The sequence below is a fragment of the bacterium genome (assembly GCA_024224155.1).
Taxonomy (GTDB): Bacteria; Acidobacteriota; Thermoanaerobaculia; order Multivoradales; family JAHEKO01; genus CALZIK01.
The window spans coordinates 1-747 of record JAAENP010000528.1; the positions used below are offsets into that span (position 1 = coordinate 1).

General features: G+C 64.9%; 1 protein-coding gene. It reads left to right on the forward strand.

Going from position 1 to position 747, the window contains the following annotated elements:
• Positions 1–708: thiolase family protein (locus GY769_24805; protein MCP4205143.1), on the forward strand; the 708-nt coding region annotated here is incomplete at its 5' end.
• Positions 709–747: the final 39 nt, after the last annotated feature.

A 747-nucleotide genomic window follows, 5' to 3' on the forward strand; every position in this document is an offset into this window, starting at 1 on the left:
TACTACATCGGCATGGGCGAGACCGCCGAGAACCTGGCCGGGGATCTCGACCTCTCGCGCGAGGAGCCAGAGGAGGTCGCGAGGCGCTCCCACACCAGGGCGCTCGCGGCCTGGGAGAACGGGGCTTTCGACCAAGAGGTCGTGCCGATTGCCAACAACGGTTTTGTGGTCGACCGGGACGAGGGGCCGCGTGAGCCCGATCCGGAGAAGATCCGCTCGCTCAAGCCCGCGTTTACGGCCGATGGATCGGTGACGGCCGCGACCTCGAGCCCGATCTCGCTCGGAGCATCGGCCCTGATCGTTACCAGTGAGGAGTTCGCCAAGAAGCACGATCTGACGGTACGCGCGCGGATCGTCTCGCGAGGCGTTGCCGGCGTCGACTGGAAGCGGATGGGCATGGGCCCGATCCCGGCCAGCGAAAAGGCGCTCGAGCGCGCCGGCCTGACCATCGACGACATCGATTTCATCGAGCTCAACGAGGCCTTTGCCGCCCAGTCACTCTATGTCTTGAAGAAGACCGGCTGGGATCTCGACAAGGTCAACATCCACGGCGGCGCCATCGCCCTCGGCCACCCGTTGGGGGCCTCGGGAGCGCGCATTCTGACTACGCTGATCAACGTTCTCGAGCAGGAAGACGGCAAGCGCGGTCTGGCGACGATGTGCATCGGCACGGGCCAGGGAATCGCCACCGTCATCGAGAGGGGGTAAGGGATGTCAGAGATCAAGACCGTAGGAGTCTGTGGCAGA